At 42.8% G+C, this 18875-nt stretch carries 18 protein-coding genes and 1 pseudogene; 18 read left to right on the forward strand and 1 reads right to left on the reverse strand.

What is annotated here, in order from left to right; genetic code table 11:
• The first annotated feature begins 9 nt into the window (after positions 1-9).
• From RMO68_RS00715 to RMO68_RS00765, 11 genes and pseudogenes are all read left to right on the forward strand, one after another.
• Complete coding sequence (locus RMO68_RS00715; RefSeq protein ID WP_294895083.1) at positions 10-231, forward strand: cytochrome c oxidase, cbb3-type, CcoQ subunit; 222 nt, start codon at positions 10-12, stop codon at positions 229-231.
• On the forward strand, positions 224-1153 hold the full coding sequence (locus RMO68_RS00720) for a c-type cytochrome (RefSeq protein ID WP_310438806.1): 930 nt from the start codon (positions 224-226) through the stop codon (positions 1151-1153). The genes RMO68_RS00715 and RMO68_RS00720 overlap by 8 nt, the downstream gene beginning before the upstream one ends.
• An 11-nt stretch (positions 1154-1164) precedes the next feature.
• Positions 1165-1371, forward strand: a complete 207-nt coding sequence (locus RMO68_RS00725; RefSeq protein WP_294895079.1) for a DUF4006 family protein — start codon at positions 1165-1167, stop codon at positions 1369-1371.
• A gap of 121 nt (positions 1372-1492) precedes the next feature.
• Complete coding sequence (locus RMO68_RS00730) at positions 1493-2197, forward strand: 3-dehydroquinate dehydratase (protein WP_310438807.1); 705 nt, start codon at positions 1493-1495, stop codon at positions 2195-2197.
• Positions 2190-2696, forward strand: coding sequence for a FixH family protein (locus RMO68_RS00735; RefSeq protein ID WP_310438808.1), 507 nt, complete (start codon positions 2190-2192; stop codon positions 2694-2696). The genes RMO68_RS00730 and RMO68_RS00735 overlap by 8 nt, the downstream gene beginning before the upstream one ends.
• Before the next feature lie 113 nt (positions 2697-2809).
• On the forward strand, positions 2810-5152 hold the full coding sequence (locus RMO68_RS00740) for a PD-(D/E)XK nuclease family protein (RefSeq protein WP_310438809.1): 2343 nt from the start codon (positions 2810-2812) through the stop codon (positions 5150-5152).
• The gene (locus tag RMO68_RS00745; protein ID WP_310438810.1) at positions 5142-7844 is read left to right on the forward strand and encodes a RecB-like helicase; all 2703 of its coding nucleotides are present in this window, start codon (positions 5142-5144) and stop codon (positions 7842-7844) included. Before RMO68_RS00740 ends, RMO68_RS00745 begins: the two co-directional genes overlap by 11 nt.
• A gap of 81 nt (positions 7845-7925) precedes the next feature.
• Positions 7926-8348 carry a 50S ribosomal protein L13 gene (gene rplM, locus RMO68_RS00750; RefSeq protein ID WP_182729598.1) on the forward strand — a complete coding sequence of 141 codons (423 nt, stop codon included), beginning with the start codon at positions 7926-7928 and terminating at the stop codon, positions 8346-8348.
• 9 nt (positions 8349-8357) lie between these two features.
• Entirely contained in the window at positions 8358-8747 is a 390-nt protein-coding gene (gene rpsI, locus RMO68_RS00755; RefSeq protein WP_182729597.1) for a 30S ribosomal protein S9, read from the forward strand.
• Positions 8748-9058: 311 nt separating this feature from the next.
• Positions 9059-9592, forward strand: a pseudogene (locus tag RMO68_RS00760) (methyl-accepting chemotaxis protein); the annotation flags it as partial.
• 75 nt (positions 9593-9667) lie between these two features.
• The gene (locus tag RMO68_RS00765; protein WP_310439103.1) at positions 9668-10030 is read left to right on the forward strand and encodes a CZB domain-containing protein; all 363 of its coding nucleotides are present in this window, start codon (positions 9668-9670) and stop codon (positions 10028-10030) included.
• 5 nt (positions 10031-10035) lie between these two features.
• On the opposite strand, the gene RMO68_RS00770 is transcribed toward RMO68_RS00765, so the two are convergent.
• Positions 10036-11940, reverse strand: a complete 1905-nt coding sequence (locus tag RMO68_RS00770) for an LTA synthase family protein (protein WP_310438811.1) — start codon at positions 11938-11940, stop codon at positions 10036-10038.
• Between the two features lie 145 nt (positions 11941-12085).
• On the opposite strand from RMO68_RS00770, the gene RMO68_RS00775 reads away from it, so the two are divergent.
• From RMO68_RS00775 to RMO68_RS00805, 7 genes are all read left to right on the forward strand, one after another.
• The gene (locus RMO68_RS00775; RefSeq protein WP_310438812.1) at positions 12086-13666 is read left to right on the forward strand and encodes a phosphoethanolamine--lipid A transferase; all 1581 of its coding nucleotides are present in this window, start codon (positions 12086-12088) and stop codon (positions 13664-13666) included.
• Positions 13650-14360 (forward strand): phosphatase PAP2 family protein, encoded by a 711-nt coding sequence (locus tag RMO68_RS00780; protein WP_310438813.1) that lies wholly within the window; start codon positions 13650-13652, stop codon positions 14358-14360. Before RMO68_RS00775 ends, RMO68_RS00780 begins: the two co-directional genes overlap by 17 nt.
• Before the next feature lie 39 nt (positions 14361-14399).
• Positions 14400-15899, forward strand: a complete 1500-nt coding sequence (locus RMO68_RS00785) for a peptide-binding protein (protein ID WP_310438814.1) — start codon at positions 14400-14402, stop codon at positions 15897-15899.
• A complete protein-coding gene (locus tag RMO68_RS00790; protein WP_310438815.1) occupies positions 15896-16540 on the forward strand; it encodes an HAD family hydrolase in 645 nt (214 codons plus the stop codon). The genes RMO68_RS00785 and RMO68_RS00790 overlap by 4 nt, the downstream gene beginning before the upstream one ends.
• Positions 16541-16662: 122 nt before the next feature.
• Entirely contained in the window at positions 16663-17220 is a 558-nt protein-coding gene (locus RMO68_RS00795) for a pyruvate flavodoxin oxidoreductase subunit gamma (RefSeq protein ID WP_310438816.1), read from the forward strand.
• Positions 17221-17230: 10 nt separating this feature from the next.
• Entirely contained in the window at positions 17231-17647 is a 417-nt protein-coding gene (locus tag RMO68_RS00800; protein ID WP_310439104.1) for a 4Fe-4S dicluster-binding protein, read from the forward strand.
• Positions 17647-18870, forward strand: coding sequence for a 2-oxoacid:ferredoxin oxidoreductase subunit alpha (locus RMO68_RS00805; protein ID WP_310438817.1), 1224 nt, complete (start codon positions 17647-17649; stop codon positions 18868-18870). The genes RMO68_RS00800 and RMO68_RS00805 overlap by 1 nt, the downstream gene beginning before the upstream one ends.
• Positions 18871-18875 lie beyond the last annotated feature (5 nt).

Genomic DNA, 18875 nt, shown 5'->3' on the forward strand with positions numbered 1-18875 from the left:
GGAGAAAGCGTGGATCTCGGTACACTTCAAGCGTATGCTTACTTTTTCTTCGTTGCGTTTTTAGTGGTGGTGTTGTATTCGTACATTTATCACCTCTACAGCTCGCAATGGAAAGGGAAGCGCGATTATGAAAAGTACGGAAATATCGCGCTCCACGACGATGTTACCGATCAACCGATCGAAACAATCTCGAAAAACGATGATAAAAAAGTAGGAGGCATAAATGAATAAGACAGTACTTGCTGCTATCATAGTTGTAATTGCAATGCTTGGCTTCACCTACGTTGCTGTCGGTGCAGCCGGCGGTATGGGTGGTGAAGGTGACTGGGTTAATAAACTCGCCGTATTGGGCGCAGTTGTTCTCGTCATCGTAACAGCATTCGTAGTTACCAAATATGTTCGACAAATGCAATTCGACAAAGCGAGCGGTAAACTTGCGGATGAGAATTGGGACGGTATCGGAGAATATAAAAACGAACTTCCTTTTGGATGGGCGATTATCTTCTTGGGTCTCACTATTTGGGCGATTTGGTATTTCCTTGCGGGATATCCGGTCAATTCGTATTCACAAATCGGTGAATATAATGAAGAAGTTGCGGCACATGACGCGAAATTTGAAGCTGAACATGCTAATATGGATGAAGCTACTCTTAAAGAGATGGGCGGATCTGTATTTATTGTACAATGTGCTCCGTGTCACGGTTTACAAGCTGACGGTATTGATGGTAAAGCAGCAAACTTGAACGTACGTTTGGAAGAAGCAACGGTTAAACACGTTATCAATAACGGGTCAAACAATCAACTTCTTGGTATGGAAATGCCTATGCCGGATCGTAATGGATTGTTGAACGCTAATACCGGTGCATTGGTTACCGATGCAGAGATCGATGCGGTAGCAAAATATGTTTCAGGCGGAATGAAAGGCACTGTTGGTGCAGATGTATTTGCCGGAACATGTGCTGCATGTCATGGGCCTGACGGTAAAGGTATCGATATGGTAGGACCTAGCATTGCTGAGTTCAATCCGACTTTGGTTGCTAATGTTCTCAAGCATGGTAAAAAAGGTTCAATCGGTGCAATGCCAGCATTTAACAACTTGACAGATGTTCAAGTTAAAGCGCTTGGTGCTTATGTCACCGATCTTAGTAAATAAGGAGAGCCAGAATGGAAAATCGTAGTATTTTTGCATTAGACGGTATCACCGGTATGTTAATTGCGACCGTGTTGCTTCTCTCTATCCTTGCCGGTTTGACCGTGTGGGGATTGGGTGTACAACAAGGGTCTGCGGCTAACTATTACCAAGTTGAAAATGAAAAAGACATCAAGATGTTCAGCACAGAAAATGCTACACATCGTGTTGATGTAAAATAAGGGGTTTAGTATGGCAAGTATCATGGATAAACTCATCACAATCGCATTAGTGGTTTCTGCAGCGGTAACGTTGTGGGCGGTGATAACACCAAATCACCTTTACGTCGGTTAAGGGTAGCTTTTGTTACTCTCACGAGGGCTAGCGGCCCTCACCCTCACCATTTTATTCTCACTCTCTCTTCATGCTGAATATTTATATAAAGATGATGTTGTCAAAAATCCTCAATTTTCTGAGCAGATCAATGCTATCGGTGCGGAACTCAAAGCTAAAACGGGCGTGTCGCTCTATTTGGTAATGGTACGTGATACAGATGAAAATCAGAGTATTGCCGATTTCGAAAAACAGCTCTCAACTGAGCTTAAAGAGCCTGCAGTCATTATGACGTTTATCGAACTTAAACAAAAAGTTGATATTTTGGCGCGTCCCGTCTCTTTATACGAATATTTTAACAAATCTCAGGTCTTAAGTCCGAATGCAACCTTCATGGGCTCAGTAGTGAGTGCCGTAATGTTTGCACGCAGTTTTGATGAAGCTTCAGAATTAATTAGCAACCGTGGCGGGACTATCTTGCCGATTTTGGCAGAACGTGCCAAGGGGGCAGAAATTGTCTCAAAATATTCGGTGGCCATGTTTAACGGCTACAGCGATGTCGCTGAGCAAATTGCGGAACATCACAATGTTACCTTAAGCTCATCAGCGGGTAGCGGAAGTAAAAACTTCATTGATATTTTACGAGTAATCTTTTACGGTATCATTCTTTTTGCAATTTTGAAATATCTACGCGGGAAATTTTTTCGCAAAAAAGAGGAAAAAGAGAATGTTTAAAAACCCCGGAACGAAGTGGCCGATTATTATCGGGCTCTCTATCGTCGGTGTTATCGGCGCATGTGTATGGACGATAAAAGTTGCACTCAATAATCCGGTTGAATTGTCCAATTACGGGATGCAGGGGTATCATGACTATGATGCCAATGCGAATGAAATCATTAATGCTAAGATTGCGTTTGACCAAAATTACACGATTGAATTTTTAACCCCACAAATCACTGAAAAAGGTTCAATCCTTGAGTATAAAGTGAGTGATAAATCGGGTAATGCCGTTAATGATGCAAAAGTCGAAATCATCCTCACTCGTCCGGATCTTAAAGAGTTTGATATGAATCTCAGTAATCCGAGCGTTACAGAGGGGAAATACACCTTTACTCCCGTTGATCTACCAAAAGCGGGTCGATGGGACATCATGGCAAAAGTCTCTGTGGGGACTTTACAACGTTACTACAACCTCAAAGCGGATACTCGTAACCCTATCACTTCCGAATTTTAATCTCTATTCATATATCTTCTCCCCTTTAGGGGAAATTCACTACAATAGCTTTAATAGTAAAAATCATAATATCCTTATGGGGTAGTATGTAGAAAAATTGGGGAAAACTCTGTATGAATAGAGAATGTATCGTTTATCCAACTGCACGGTGTATTCGTGAAGCTGTAGCAAGCTCTTCTGAGAGTTTTATTCCCCACATGATGAGTATGGGAGAATTTCTATCCCGTGCCTACGTTGCGGTGGGAAAAGTTGTACCCGATGAAGATTTACGCCTTTTGGCGATGCATGAAGCGTGTGATTTCTCAGGGTTTATGGCACTCAATATCGAGCGAAACTTTTTCAGTTTTATCCAAAACTCCGAATATCTATTCCGATTTTTCGAAGAGCTTTCCAGTGAGCAGGTCAGTGTCGAAACTCTCCAAGCGGTCGATGTGTACGGCGAGTATGAGGAACATATCGCGATTCTTACAAGACTGCGTGAACGATACGGCGAAATATGCGCTCGCGAGGGGTGGGCGGATAGAATATTTAACTCTAGTCATACGACCATCCAGCACGATTTTTTGCGTAACTTTGATCGTATAACGATTGTTGTCGAGGGGTATCTGAGCCGCTATGAGAGCGCACTCTTGCGAGAGTGTGCTACGCATTTGGAAGTAATACTTCTGTACAACACGACGGCGTATAATCGTAAAATGACGGCTCGTTTAGCGGAGATGGGGTTTGAACTCATCGAGGGTAGAGAGTATCACTTGTCGCTAAGTTCGATACAGATCATTTCGGATAAGCCTCTTTATATGAATCGTGCTATTACGTGCGAAGTATTTCACACCCGACTGGCGCAAATCGGATTTATCAAAGCATCGGTTGAGGCGTTTGTGGAGGAGGGGATCGCACCGGAGAAGATTGCCATCATACTGCCCGATGAAGATGCGGCGCAGATGATAAAAGAGTTCGACACGGAGGGGAATTTTAACTTTGCGATGGGGGAGCCGTTTTCCAATAGCGCCCTCTATCGAGAGATCGAGAGTATTACCCTCTTTTTGGATGAGATGAGCGTGTTGAATCGTGAGCGGGTACGCAATGTCAAAAGTACTACGATAGAGTGGTTCAAAACCCATTATCCCCAAAAGTTTCGCTTAGGCGATCTCGAAGAGCTGATCGTGATGTTCGATGATGCCGATGAAGGCTCACTCGAGATCATCCGCGATGAGATCCAACACATTAGCCATCTCTCCCATGCGCTGGAGCAGATGGAGTTTAGATCGGTATTGCGAATCTTTATGAATCGCTTGCGTCAGCGGAGCATCGACGATGTACGAGGGGGGAAGGTAACGGTGATGGGGCTGTTGGAGACACGTGGGGTCGCATTTGATGGGGTGGTGATCGTCGATTTTAATGAGGGGTATGTTCCGCACAAGAGCGAAAAAGATCTCTTTTTAAACACCAAAACCCGCGAGTACGCCGGATTGCCGAGCGCCCATGATCGCGAATCGCTCCAAAAACATTACTACGCAATGCTATGTAACCGCGCACAAAAAGTGGTAATCGGGTGTGTCCAAAACGCCGAGTCGGTGCCGTCTCGTTTTTTACTCCAATTGGGGATCAAAAGTATCCCTGCCGTATACCGCTATGAAGAGGTTCTTTTTCCGACTCCCCATTTTAATGAGCGGCATGTTGGAGTAATAGAGGGAGAATATGATTTTACTGCTCATCTCCTCTCTGCGAGCGGGATCAAAACCTTTTTGAGCTGTAAACGCTCCTTTTATTATCGCTACATAGAGCATATCCGAGAGCATGAGTTGCCGCGTGATTTGTCGCAGGAGCGCGATATCGGTAATGAGCTTCACAGTGTTTTGGATAAGCTCTATGCCGAGAATGATCGCTACTTGGAACCCTCTGCGATCAAAGACTCTATTAGCAGATTATGGGAAGAGAAACACAGCGATGACCCGCTGGAGCGGTACATGAAACGGTTGTGGATCGATAAGCTGGAAGAATTTTATACATGCGAGGTCTCTCGATTTGCATCAGGGGTAAGGGTACTTCACCGTGAAAAAGAGGTGAGTTGCGAAGTTGAGGGGATACGACTCACAGGTCGGATCGACCGTATCGATGAGAACGAGGGGACTCTCGAAGTGATCGATTATAAAAGCGGCAAGTATCCCGAAACCGATAAAGAACCCAAAGAGAGCGATGTCGATTATCAGCTCAGTGTCTACGCATTACTCGCAGGGGAGTTAGGAGAGGTGAGAGCTTGCGGCTATTACGATTTGGGGAGCGGTGAGGTGAAGTTCGAGCGGTTTTTAGAGGCTAAAATTGCCAAATTACGCGAAATATTGGCCGTGATGGCATCTCAAAAACAATGGAGCTGGGAGATGTGCGAGGATTTGAGCCGATGTCGCCACTGCCCCTACACCTACCTCTGTCATCGGGAGGTGATGCGTGGAGTTTGAACCGTTTTTGGCTTATGAGGCGAGCGCGGGGAGCGGAAAGACGTTTAACCTCGTTGTCCGTTATCTGAGTTTGCTCTTTATGGGGGAGGCTCCCTCGTCGATCGTGGCATTGACCTTTACCAATAAAGCGGCAAACGAGATGTTGGAGCGGATCATCCTCACCCTCGAAGAGTTGCCCTCGCGGAGTGAACTGCCCCAAATCGCCCGTCTTTGTGGAATGAGCGAAGAGGAAATTTTACAAGAGCGCCCTAAAGTTCTATCGAGGTTTCTCCGCTCCGATATTCAAATTTCGACATTGGATAAGTTTTTCGGTCGAATCTTGCGCAAATTTGCCCTCAATGCGGGGTTGATGCCGACGTTTAAAACGGTGCAGAACCATCATGAGAGCGCTTTGTTGGAGCGATTTTTGAATGAAGTGGAGGTGTCACAAGCAACTGGGGCGCTGGTTCATCTCTCACTTTTGAGCGATAAACGGCTCGGGGATCTCTTTACACTCCTCTGCGCCCTCTATTCCAAATACAAAGAGCTCGATATTCAGCGTTACGATGGGGTAGATGCTCCGGAGGAGTCTATAGGGTATGCGTTAGAGTGTGCTCGTGAACTTTCAAAGCTGACTCTCTCAAAACCGCTCAGTGATCGCGCCCGAAAAACGATGGAGTTTGAGAGTTATGAGGAGCTGTTGGAGAAAACGTGGCTTTTTAAACCAAGTATGGAGTACTGGGATTTTAAAAAAACGTATGAGCCTCGAATGGATGAACTGCTCAATGAATTGCAGCGTGCCGTTGCTTCACAAATGCACCGTCGCGAGGTGCTCTATTTCAAAGAACTGTTTACAATCCTCAAACTCTATATCAAAAGCCGACAAAGTATGGCAACGCAGAGTAATGAGCTCAGTTTCGATGATATAACCCTCAACGTCCACACGCTTCTGAGGGAAAAATTGGAGAGCGAATTTCTCTATTTTCGCCTCGATTCTCGCCTCAAGCATCTCCTCCTCGATGAGTTTCAAGACACGAGTGTCATCCAGTTTGACATCCTCCGTCCGTTGATTGAAGAGATCCGCTCCGGCGTGGGGGTGAACGAGGGGGGGAGCTTCTTTTTTGTCGGGGACGTGAAACAGTCGATCTACCGTTTTCGCGGTGGGGTGAGTGCCCTCTTTCATCAAGTGGCACAATTGTTTGATGTGAAGCTCGAACCGCTCAAGGTGAACTACCGCTCCCGCAGTGAGATTGTCCATTTTGTGAATCGTGCCTTCGAGGGGAAAATCAAAGGGTATGTTCCTCAGCAAAGCCCGCAAAGCTACAGCGGAGGGTATGTCGAGGTTCTGTCTAGCGATGATCTGCTCGAATCGCTGAGCGAGAGGGTCGCACTGTTGATCACTCAAGGTGCCGCACCCGAAGAGATCGCTATTTTGACCGCGACCAACAAAGACGGGAGCGCGGTGGAAGAGGTACTCAGTGAACGGGGGTATGACGTCGTGACCGAGACGACCGCACGTCTTATCGCACAGCGAAGTGTCCGCGCTATCATCGAGTATCTGCGCTATTGCTATTTCGGAGAGGAAATGTATCGCTTCAACTGCGCCGCACTGCTGGGGGTAGAGAGCCAAAAGATAGAACGGGTGGCTGTTGATGAGGTGGAGAGTGCCGTGATTACGTTTATCAAACGTTTTCGCATTGCCGATAAGAGCGCATTGATGTTTATCGAAGCGTTGCGAAGCTACCGCGACATCGAAGAGGTGGTGTTCGAGATTGATCGGTTGGAGAGCACTTCGCCACAGAGCGATATGCGGGGGATTCGGATCATGACGGTTCATAAATCCAAAGGGTTGGAGTTTGAGCACGTTATTGTTCTCGATCGTCTAGGGACTTCTCGGAGCCGTAACGATGCGATAGTCTATGAGTATGAGGGGGCGGTGCTTCGCGGAATGCATTATCGGATCAAAGGGCGTGAACTACTCGATCCCCTCTACTCTCGTGCTCTCGAAGCCGAAAAAGAAGCTGCAGGAGAGGATCAGCTCAATGCTCTCTATGTCGCCCTGACCCGCGCGGCGGAATCGCTTAGTGTACTAGCGAAAACCAAAAATTCATGGTTTGATCCTCTCTGCCTTACCCCGTCACATTGGGGTGCGTTGGAGATAAAAACGCATCGCACTGATGTGCCGCTCGTGCAAAAGTCTTTGAATTTTAAAGCCCTCTCATTCGGGCGACAAGAAGAGAAACCGAGTTCTCTTAAAGAGGAAACGTATGATTATGCGGCGGTGCAGTTTGGGTTGGCACTGCACTATACGCTGGAGATGATGGGAGAGTTTAGTCACGAATCGCTGAAGGTTTCTCTCGAATCGACCCGCAACCGTTACGGTGCGTTTCTTCAACCCAGTGCAATGGAGGAGATCGAAAAGCGGATCGGTCGTTTAATAGACAATGAGTACTTTGGTACGCTAATCCAAGGTGATTGTTACAAAGAGCAGATGATACGCCACAAAGGAAACATCGGGGTGATTGATTTGTTAGTGAAGGGTGAAAACGGCTGGAAAATTATCGATTATAAAAGCGGACGTGAAGAGGAGCAAAAGCATCGAGATCAGATTGCACGGTATGTAGAAGCGGTCCGTGTATTTACGGGAGCTAACGTACGGGGATATTTGTGCTATCTCTTAGAAGATCGAATCGAATGGGTAGAGTGCTTATAAAAAACTTAATTTAAGTAAATTATAAGTTTATACTGGTACAATTGCGCCACTATTTATAGAGACTTTAGAAGGAGACTCAAGATGAAATTTACTAAAATTGCTTCACCTGAGCAAATCGACCGTAAATGGGTTTTGATCGATGCAGAAGGGAAAACATTCGGTCGTCTGATGACTGATGTTGCTGCCCGTCTTCGCGGAAAAGACAAACCTTATTTTACCCCAAATGTTGACTGTGGTGACTTTGTTATTATTATCAATGCATCTAAAATCGTCATCAACGGCGGCGGAAAATTGGCTACGAAAGAATATCACACGCACAGCGGTTACTTCGGTAGCGTTAAAAGTGTAAAAATGACAGAGCTTTTGGCGACTAACCCAGAAAAACTCTTTAAACTTGCAGCACGCGGTATGCTTCCTAAAACAAAATTAGGTCGTGCGATGTTGAAAAAACTAAAAATCTATGCAGGTGCTGAGCATCCTCACTCTGCACAGATCGCTAAGTAAGGATAAACGATGGCAAAAACGTATGCAACCGGCAGAAGAAAATCTTCGATCGCTAAAGTATGGCTTGCTCCGGGTACAGGTAAAATCACTGTAAACGGTCTTTCACTCGATGCATGGCTTGGTGGTCTTGAAGCAAAAAAATTGCGTGTTACTCAACCGCTTTCTTTGACAAAGCAAGATACATCAGTTGATATTGTTGCATCTACTACCGGCGGCGGTTTTTCTGGTCAATCAGATGCACTTCGTCACGGTATTTCTCGTGCTCTTTGCACATTTGATCCAGCTTTCCGTGCTGTATTGAAACCGTTTGGTATGCTTACTCGCGATTCACGTATCGTTGAGCGTAAAAAACCGGGTAAACGCAAAGCGCGTCGTTCACCTCAATTCTCAAAACGTTAATCGTTTTCTCCTCAGATTCCTGGGGAGCCTTCTCTTTCTTCATCTTCAAACCGTCCTTTTTAATTTAACAATAAAAAACTTAAAAATTAATTTTTCTTATATTTTAAGCTGTCGCTTATCTATTAGCTTATAAAATCATTACAGTTTTTACTATAAGGAATATGCCTATGTTTTTTGGAAACGGTCAACATCGTGTTGACGTAGAGCCGCTTAATGCCAAGATTGCGGAATATGAACGAGAGAATGAGCGCCTTAAAGATGAAATAGAGCGGCTAAAAGAAGAAAATAGCCGTTACCGTGATAGTGCAACAATGTCGGACCTGATTCGTCATCTAACAGATGAATTAACGAATGCATGCCAGCGTGATCTATCAATCTTGCAAAAAGATCTTGCAGATAATGTGCAAGAACTTGAAGAGATTGAAGTATTGAACAAAGACAATCGAAACAATGCTCAAGACATTAACGATGAGATCAGTGCCCTCTTTCAGACACAAGAGGAGCTTGTAGGCAACATTACCGAAAACTACGGTTCTGTTTCGCAATTGAATGAAAGTGTCGGTTCAATCAGCCAAGTTATTAATCTTATTAAAGATATTTCGGATCAAACTAATCTTCTGGCGCTCAATGCGGCGATTGAAGCGGCACGTGCAGGTGAACACGGACGCGGATTTGCGGTTGTTGCCGATGAGGTGCGAAAGCTTGCGGAACGTACACAAAAAGCAACTCAAGAAGTGGCGATGAGTGTCCAAAGTCTTAAACAAAATGCGGTAGAAATATATGAACGTTCGAGCACAATGGAAACGATTTCAACGGTATCCAGCGAAAAGTTGGAACGATTCCGCATTACATTGCAAGATCTTGGAAGTCGGACGGATACCATACACAACGATTCAACTAATATTTTGTATTCCGTCTTTATGGTACTTGTAAAACTAGATCATCTCCTCTTCAAATCCAAAGGGTACAAAAGTGTCTTTAACCTAAAACTAGAAGGGGAATTTGTCGATCATCACCATTGCCGACTCGGCAAATGGGCTGATGGTGGCAAAGGTGCTGAAATCTTCGGTGCGACATCAAGTTTTAAAAAATTGGAAACACCGCATAAACTTGTTCATGATAATATTTTGGCAGCTATAAACTGTGTTACAACAAATACCTGCATTCAAGAGTCTGCAAATATTCAAAAGTATTTTGCGAACGCCGAAGCGGCAAGCCAAGATGTAATTCAAACTCTTGGTGCAATGTTAATTGAAGAGCGTCAGAACCGAACACGCCATTAATCGATTCAGTATTGAGTACGATAGAGTTTTTTATTGTACATATCATCCATGACGGTTACAAATGCTAACGCATCACGTTCGAGCTCTGTGTTATGAAGAGCCGATACAAGGTGCTCATTTTCATAGTTAAACGTCATGGCCTCTTTATTGGGTTGAATAATTGCGATTTTATTGTGATCTCGTAGTGCAAAGGAATCATTGAACATCATAAGCGCCACCTCTCGTTTTTCATCACTGAAAATAGAGTGACCTAAAATCGGATAGGTGAGATTTACGCCGATGAGATCGAGTGCTGTTGCTAAGACATCGGGTTGGGTAGCGAGAGAATTGCATTTTTGCGGTTTTACCCCATCCGCAATAATGAGTGCGGGAATGTGGAACATAGTGACCGGAACCAGATCATCTCCAAAAACACGGACATTGTGATCCGCTACGATAACAAAAACGGTATCTTTATAGTAGGTCTCTTTTTTGGCTAACTCAAAAAAGCGTCCGATAGCAAAGTCCGCGTATTTAACTGCATTTTCAGTTCCGTATTTGGTTTTTCCCGAAATAAAGTCTATTTTCCCCTCCGGTAGTTCAAACGGTGAATGATTTGAGGATGAGAATATTACACTGACAAATTTTTCCTCTTTGAGGGCGTGCGCTTTAAATTTTTCGTGTGCTTTTAGGACTAAATCTTCATCACTAACCCCCCATGTACTGACGAAATTAGGGTTTTCATAATCTTTTTGTTCGATCACTTCATCAAAGCCGTTTCCCATATACCAGCTGCGCATATTGTCGAAACGTCCCTCTCCGCCGTAGATAAAGCTTGATTTATAGCCAAGTGGTTTGAGAAGAGAAGCAACGGTGAAAAAATCACTTTGAGATTTATTTCGCTTTACAACTTCTTCACCTGCAAGTGGAAGCCATCCTGACGTCATGGCCGAGAGTCCTCGGATGGAACGGGTTCCGTTACTGTAAAGATTACTAAAGGCTATTCCTTCTCGAGAGAGCTTTTCCATATTTGGAGTAATGGTTGCATCCCCTCCGCTAAAGCCGACGAATTGGCTCCCCATTGACTCTTGGATAAAAATAACGAGATTTTTAGGGTTTGAAGAGGGAAAATGGGTTGGTTCGGATCGTATAAAGGGTATTTCTGAAATATAGGAGATATTAAGCTTCTGTGAAACGCGCGAGTAAGCTTCATTTAGGGAGATATTACCGTAGGATAGCACAAGTTTTTCTGATTCTTTTGAAAAACTGTAGTAAGCATAACCGATAGAATAAAGGGAATTCTTGGCGATTTCATTTGCGATACGGTTGGTGCTGTAAAGGGCGTCAGAAATATTGGCGGGACGATGACCGAATGAAGAGCGAATCCCTATGAAAAGAACTACAGCAATGATAGGAAAGAGTAACAGTCGTTTCCATAGGGGTGTTTGAATCGCTTCTGATAGCCGCAGGGGTGAAAAACGGAGATATCCCCATGCGGTAATCAAAAGAGTGCTCAGCGTAAGTATCAGTTGTATCGGATACTCTTTGAAAATCATTGAGGATACTTCTTTAGGATATTTGAGATATTCGATGAAAAGATAATTAGGTCGGGCATCAAACTGTGCCATAAAAGGAAAAGAAGCATGTTCTATGTAAAGGGTAATTAAAAGAAATAAGAGGACATATCCGCTAAGAAAACGCCCCACATATTTCGCGAGAACCTGAGGGGTGATGGCGAGTAAAAGTGTCGGAATAATGAGAATGATGGAGGCGGTCATTGTGTCGAATTTTAAACCGTATACAAAAGAGAAAAGGGACTCAGTAAAGCTGATATCGTCCAAACGATCGAAATAGAGGCCGTAAAGTCCTAGCCGACCAAGAAAAAAGAGTGTGATAAAGAGTAGGTATATTTTGAAGAGTTCACGGAACATGTATTAAGTATCCTAATAATATGATCAAGAATTATAGAATATAAACGGATAACAGAAATCGTTTACGAACTATTGTTCTGATTCGATTATGATGCGGTACTTTTTTATTGGAGTTACCGTGTTCTTATCTTTAAAATCGATTCAAATGCGTCAATGGAAACTAATTGTTTTCATATCGCTTTTTTTAACACTTGTTACCAATATGACATTCTTTAAACATGTCATAGAGGTGTATCCTCTTTCGTGGAGTACTTTGCCTTTTATAATATCACTTGGGATTTTGTTGGCAAGTGTCAGCACAATTCTATTGACACTTTTTTCATGGCAGCGTGCCACGAAACCTTTATTGATAACGGTCGTAATGCTTTCAGCTTTTGTCGCTTATTTCATGGATACTTACGATATAGTTATTGATACTCATATGATTGATAATGTGCTTCAAACAAACTTTAATGAATCGGCAGATTTATTTAGTGTTACATTGATTTTCTATGTACTTTTTATGGGGCTAATACCTTCCTACCTAATTTATCGAGTAAAGATTCAGTACGAAAGTCTTAAAGCGATATTGATTGAAAAAGGGAAAATGCTTGGAATAGCTCTGGGAATAGCACTGGTTGTTTTAATGGCATTTAATAAAAATTATACCTCCTTTTTTAGAGAACATAAGCCATTGCGTTATTACGCCAATCCTGCCTATTATTTTTATTCAATAGGTCATTTTATTCAAAAAAATCTTACTCATCACTATACAGGGTTACAGCAAATCGGTGAAGATGCCAAAATACCTGTTACCGATGTAGATCGGGAATTGGTGATTTTGGTAGTTGGAGAAGCGGCACGATGGGATCATTTTTCTCTCAATGGGTATTCGCGTGAAACTAATCCATTATTGAAAAAAGAGAATATTATTAACTTTGACCAGTTTAGTTCATGCGGAACGGAAACAGCAGTATCGGTGCCATGTATGTTTTCTTCTCTTACACGTGATAATTATGATGGAGAAAAAGCACAGCATATTGAGAATGTTTTGGATGTTATAGGTCATGCGGGAGTTCATGTATTGTGGCGTGACAATAACTCGGATTCCAAAGGTGTAGCCCTTCGGGCTACCTATGAAGATTTTAAGTCTCCTCAAAAAAATACAATATGTGAGGAGGAGGAATGCCGTGACGAAGGGATGTTGATTGGACTGCAAGAGTATATTGATGCTCATCCGAAAGGGGATATTGTCATTGTTCTTCATCAGATGGGTAACCATGGACCAGCATATTATAAACGTTATCCGAAGCAATTTGAAAAATTTACCCCTGTATGTAAAAGTAATCAGCTTGAACAATGCAGTGAGCAGGAGATTAAAAATGCGTATGACAATGCAATACTTTACACCGATTACTTTCTCTCTAAAACCATAGCTTTTTTGAAACAAAACGATGAGAAGTTTGAAACGGCCATGTTTTATGTGAGTGATCATGGAGAATCACTTGGTGAAAAAGGGCTTTATCTTCACGGATTTCCTTATGCTATTGCACCTGAAGCACAAAAACATGTCCCTGCGATGATGTGGTTCGGGAAACATTTTGAAGTGGATCGAAAGAAGTTGAATCAAATAGCAAAAAAGCCTTGGTCGCATGATTCTTATTTTCATACCGTATTAAATTTTTCAGAAATAACCAGTAAAATCTATAAACCTGAATTGGACATATTACATGACATCCACGAATAAAGCAATTATACTAACATTCATTCTCTTGGGAGGATTGATTTTATTATTTGGGTTAAATAGTGATATTGATGTTTGGATACAAAACCATTTTTATAATGTGCAAACCCATACATGGCTAATTGTAAAAGGAGAGCGGCCTTGGCTTGATTTTATTCTGTATGACGGCATTAAAAAACTACTAATTATAATATATTCTCTTCTACTGATCTTTTTGATTATTGCTTATAAGAACAAATGGATCAAACAGTATCGTCGAGAAATAATCATTTTGATACTGTCGGGGATTTTTGTTCCTATGACAATCGTAGGGCTTAAAACTGTAACCAATGTTCCCTGCCCAAGAGATTGGCAAATGTATGGGGGAGAGTATCCGCATGTCGGAGTTTTAGATCGCTATCCAAGTGATTTTTGCCAAAAAAGTAAAATTCGCTGTTGGCCTGCAGGACATGCAAGTTTCGGGTTTTCGTTATTGGCACTTTATTTTGTGTTCAGAACAAAAAAAGTTCAATATACAGCACTTGTTTGTGCTCTTGGGGTGGCGTGGAGTATGGGGTTGTATAAAATTTTTAAAGGAGATCATTTTTTAAGCCACACAATCATTGCTATGGTAATGGGTTGGCTCATTATTTTACTCATTGTACGGGGTGTTGATAAATTCATAGAAACAAGAGAACTGAGTAAAGCAGTAGCATGAAATTAGATGCTATAATCTCACCTAAAAAACGGGTAGAGATTGAAATTTTTAGTGCTTCTTTTACAGAGTGTTTGGCTGATTGCTTCGACGCTTCATCTCAGTGCTTCTTCCAACCCCGCGCGCCTTAATCCCCTTATCGCTACTGATTCGGCAAGTTCAAGTATTGCCGGATTTTTATTTAATTCTCTAGTGAAATACGATGAGAGCGGTCAAAAAATCATCGGGGATTTGGCCGAATCGTATCGCTTTATTACGCCAACCGTTATTGAGTTTAAACTACATCGCGGCGTGAAGTGGCATGATGGGAAACCTTTCACGGCTCAAGATGTTCTGTTTACCTATAATCTGATTAAATCCCCCACAACCATTACCCCCTATGCATCGGATTTTAGGGTTATTAAATACGTTAAAATCATTGATGATTATACCCTTCGTGTTACTTATGAAAAACCCTATTTTAAAGCGTTAGAGATATGGATGATGGGGATTGTCCCGTACCATATTTTGAAAAATGAAAAAGATATTATGGGCTCATCTTTTAATACGGCACCGGTTGGAACGGGCCCTTATATTCTGAAAAAATTAGAATTTTCGAAACAGATTGTGTTAGAGTCCAATTCACACTACTTCGAGCATCGTCCGAAAATCCAGAAAATCGTCTTTCATGTCATTGCTGATCCGATGACCCGCTTCTTGATGCTTAAATCGGGTCAAATCGATGTGGATACTCTAGAGCCGATGCAATTTGAACGGCAATTGGATAACTCTTTTCACAAACGTTTTGTTACGCTCGAACTCCCCTCCCACAGTTATACCTATCTTGGATTTAATCTCAGACTGAAAAAATTTCAAGATCCGAAAATACGTGAAGCTCTCTCGTTGGCGATTGATCGGGAGGCCCTCATTGATGTGTTGTTCTTAAAACACGGCAACGTTTGTACAGGTCCGTTTTTGCCGGGAAGCAAAGGGTTTAATGGGGAAGTCAAAGCTCCAAAACGGGATTTAGTTCGTGCAAAAGCACTGTTAAAAGCGGCGGGATATGATAAAACTCATCCGCTTGAATTTGAAATTGCCACTTCTAACTCTAACGCAATCCGCCCGTATGCGGCCGAGATACTACAACGTCAGCTCCTTGATATCGGGGTAAAAGTGACATTACGGGTGATGGAATGGCAGGCATTTTTAAACACGGTCGTTGCCCCTCGAAAATTTGATGCGGTACTATTAGGGTGGTCTCTCTCATTGAGTCCTGATCCTTATGCATTGTGGCACAGTGAAAGTGATGTTCCCGGAGGCTTTAATCTTGTGGGGTATCGCTCCGATGTTACCGATAAGTTAATTGAGCAAATGGAAAACTCAACCGATACGGAGAGCGTTGCCTCTTTGCAACGTCAAATTTTTGCACGGATTACGGCAGATAACCCCTATCTCTTTTTGGTTATCCCAAATCAGATCAATGTCTATAACCGATCCATTAAAGGGATAAAACCGACACTAAACGGCATTTGGGAAGATTATATTGACTGGGAAAAACATTGAAGAAGATCATTTTATTCGATTTAGACGGGACACTTATTGATTCGACAGAAGCGATATTAGAGAGTTTTCACCATACTATGAAAGTGCATGGAGCGCAATCATCTCTTAGTGATACGATGATTACCTCACAAATCGGACATACGTTAGAGACGATGTTTAGCGGTGTCGGGGTGGATGATGCACAAATTCAAGCTCATATCGCAACGTATAAACTTTATTATCGCGAGATATCCAGAGAAAAGACTATTTTGCTCCCTGAGGCAAAAGAAGCGATTCAAGAAGCCGCCTCTTTTGCACGGTTAGGAATTGTGACGACAAAAACAGGACTCTATTCACGTGAATTGATGGAGCACTTCGGATTGATGCACTATTTTGAAGTACTGATAGGGCGTGAGCATGTTGAGAATCCAAAACCCCATCCTGAGCCTATTTTTAAAGCCTTGGGAGAAATGGGAAACCCAAAATTAAACACTTGGATGATCGGAGATACACGGCTGGATATTGAAGCATCTAACCGTGCCGGGATAGAGTGTGTTGCCGTGACGAGCGGATATGATAATATTGAACAATTACAAACATTAACAGATATTATAAAACCTAATGCTTTTGAAGCGGTTAAATACATCGCTAAGAGGGTTTGAAAGTAACACTTTCTCTTTGGTTTTAAACCTCATAATGGCTGAAAAGCTACATTTAAGAGCAACTTTCATAGAATACACGTATTGATAAAATTCAACTTAAACTTAAGTCAGAGGGAGAATTCATGCTAGAGATTCGATGGCATAGTCGAGCCGGACAAGGTGCCGTAACCGGTGCAAAAGGTCTAGCTGACGTTGTATCTACCACCGGTAAGCATGTACAGGCGTTTGCGTTTTACGGTTCAGCCAAACGTGGAGCGGCGATGACGGCGTACAATCGCGTCGACGATAAAGTGGTTATGAACCATGAAAAATTTATGAGACCTGACTATGTTTTGGTTATTGACCCTGCATTAGTATACGTAGCAGATATCACGGCAAACGAAAAAGATAATACTATTTATATCGTTACAACCCATATGAGCACTGAAGAACTGATTGCCTCTCAACCGAAATTGGAAGGGAAAAAAGTTTATACGGTCGATTGTATTAAGATTGCGCAAGAAACCATCGGTAAAGCGATTCCTAATACGCCTATGTTGGGTGCTTTGATGAAAGTATCGCAGATGTATGACATTGAGTTTTTTAAAGAGAGTATGATTAAAGTTCTTAAAAAACTTCCCCAAAAAATTATCGATGCCAACATGATCGCGATTCAACGCGCGTATGATGAAGTGAAATAAGGAGCACATGATGGAAAAAAAAGGATGGGATGAGTTCGAAATAGGTGCCATGCTCCGAACGTTTGACGGTGCTGTACGCGATATCGCAACAACACTTCCCGAAAATCGCCCCTACTCACAATCAAGCTCATTTACCGCGAGTGTAGCGGATTGGCGTATTGAAAAGCCTTTGTTCAACAAAGACTACTGTATCGATTGTCAGTTTTGCTGGGTATATTGTCCGGATATGTCGATTATCGCCCGTGATAAAAAAATGATCGGAATTGATTTTGACCACTGTAAAGGGTGTGGGATTTGTGTCGAAGTTTGTCCTACAAACCCAAAATCATTATTAATGTTTCCTGAACAAAAAGATGAAGAGAGTGCTCTAGCCGAATGGCCTAAAAAAGAGAAAAAAGACCAAGCAGAAGAACCAAAGGAAGACTAATGGCTGATACAATGGAACTACGCGATATTGAAGTTTGGGATGGTAATATGGCGGCAAGCCATGCACTTCGTCAAGTACAAGTTGACGTCGTTGCCGCTTACCCGATTACCCCATCGACCCCTATCGTAGAAAATTATGCAAACTTTACGGCAAACGGCTATGTTGACGGCGAATTTGTTATGACCGAATCTGAACACGGTGCCATGTCATGTTGTATCGGTGCGGCTGCCGCAGGCGGACGTGTCGCTACGGCTACGAGTTCACAAGGGTTTGCGCTGATGGTAGAGACACTCTATTCCGCATCAGGCATGCGTTTACCGATCGTCCTAAACGTGGTTAATCGTGCTATCGGTGCACCGCTTAACGTTAACGGGGATCATTCGGATATGTATATGGGACGCGATAGCGGTTGGATTCAGCTCGATTCGTATTGTCCTCAAAATGCGTATGATTTGAACTTCATTGCCTTTAAAGTTTCCGAAGATCATGATGTACGATTACCGGCAATGGTTCACCAAGACGGGTTTATGACGTCGCATACGGCACAAGGGGTTCATACTCTTCCTGATGATATTGCATTCAAATTCGTCGGCGAATACAAACCGATGAACGATATGCTTGATTTGGATCATCCGGTTACCCATGGGGTGCAAACGGAAGAAGATTGGCATTTTGAGCATAAAGCACGTCAACAACATGCCCTTATGACAGCAGTTATCCCGAAGATTGAAGCGGCATTTGATGAGTTTGAAAAATTAACAGGTCGCCGTTATAACATCGTAGAATCGTACGATATGGAAGATGCGGAAGTCGCGGTTGTTTGTATGGGAACTTCGGTTGAAACGGCGCGTGAAGTAGCTGAGGAGATGCGTTCACAACACGGTATAAAAGCGGGTGTCGTCGGTATTCGTGTTTTCCGCCCTTGGCCATTAGAGCAAATTGCAGCCGCATTGAAAGATGTTAAAGCAATCGGTGCATTGGATCGTTCAAGCCCACACGGTACCGTCGGTGCATTGTTCAATGAAATTTCAGGCTCACTTTTCAATACCGATACTAAAGCGGTTCTTACCAACTATATTTATGGATTGGGTGGACGTGATTTGACCAAAGCACACTTAGTGAGTATCTTTAGTGATCTCAAAGCAAATGCGGATGCGGGTAAACCGACAACTCCATTGCAACAATATATCGGTCTTCGCGGACCGAAACTCTCTTTTTTCTAAGGAGC

Origin of the sequence: Sulfuricurvum sp., assembly GCF_031427015.1 — a bacterium.
Classification (GTDB): Bacteria; Campylobacterota; Campylobacteria; order Campylobacterales; family Sulfurimonadaceae; genus Sulfuricurvum.

Coding starts and splice junctions, on each gene's coding strand:
- RMO68_RS00720 (WP_310438806.1), top strand. CDS start 224: ATGAATAAGACAGTACTTGCTGCTATCATAGTTGTAATTGCAATGCTT.
- RMO68_RS00725 (WP_294895079.1), top strand. CDS start 1,165: ATGGAAAATCGTAGTATTTTTGCATTAGACGGTATCACCGGTATGTTA.
- RMO68_RS00735 (WP_310438808.1), top strand. CDS start 2,190: ATGTTTAAAAACCCCGGAACGAAGTGGCCGATTATTATCGGGCTCTCT.
- RMO68_RS00740 (WP_310438809.1), top strand. CDS start 2,810: ATGAATAGAGAATGTATCGTTTATCCAACTGCACGGTGTATTCGTGAA.
- rplM (WP_182729598.1), top strand. CDS start 7,926: ATGAAATTTACTAAAATTGCTTCACCTGAGCAAATCGACCGTAAATGG.
- rpsI (WP_182729597.1), top strand. CDS start 8,358: ATGGCAAAAACGTATGCAACCGGCAGAAGAAAATCTTCGATCGCTAAA.
- RMO68_RS00765 (WP_310439103.1), top strand. CDS start 9,668: ATGGTACTTGTAAAACTAGATCATCTCCTCTTCAAATCCAAAGGGTAC.
- RMO68_RS00770 (WP_310438811.1), bottom strand. CDS start 11,940: ATGTTCCGTGAACTCTTCAAAATATACCTACTCTTTATCACACTCTTT.
- RMO68_RS00775 (WP_310438812.1), top strand. CDS start 12,086: ATGCGTCAATGGAAACTAATTGTTTTCATATCGCTTTTTTTAACACTT.
- RMO68_RS00780 (WP_310438813.1), top strand. CDS start 13,650: ATGACATCCACGAATAAAGCAATTATACTAACATTCATTCTCTTGGGA.
- RMO68_RS00795 (WP_310438816.1), top strand. CDS start 16,663: ATGCTAGAGATTCGATGGCATAGTCGAGCCGGACAAGGTGCCGTAACC.
- RMO68_RS00800 (WP_310439104.1), top strand. CDS start 17,231: ATGGAAAAAAAAGGATGGGATGAGTTCGAAATAGGTGCCATGCTCCGA.
- RMO68_RS00805 (WP_310438817.1), top strand. CDS start 17,647: ATGGCTGATACAATGGAACTACGCGATATTGAAGTTTGGGATGGTAAT.